Raw genomic sequence first — 217 nt, forward strand, 5'->3', positions numbered from 1 at the left:
CAAGGGTAAACATGCTTTATTGTTTACGGCCAATCATCCTGAGAAAAAGCTAATTGCGGTTGAACGTACCCGTGAAAAGTTTGTGGCGATGCAGAAACAACATAGCTTAGAAGGTCAGCAGAATTTACAGCTGGTACATGCCGATGCTTTACCGTGGGTGGTACATGCCTTGCAACCGCAGCAGGTTGAACAGTTCTTTATTCTTTATCCCAACCCT

The 217-nt window shown here is 44.7% G+C and carries 1 pseudogene; it reads left to right on the forward strand.

The window, feature by feature from the left end:
• Positions 1–217, forward strand: a pseudogene (locus RRF55_RS29015) (SAM-dependent methyltransferase); the annotation flags it as partial.

Origin of the sequence: Klebsiella sp. K47 (assembly GCF_051858335.1) — a bacterium.
GTDB lineage: Bacteria > Pseudomonadota > Gammaproteobacteria > Enterobacterales > Enterobacteriaceae > Klebsiella > Klebsiella pneumoniae.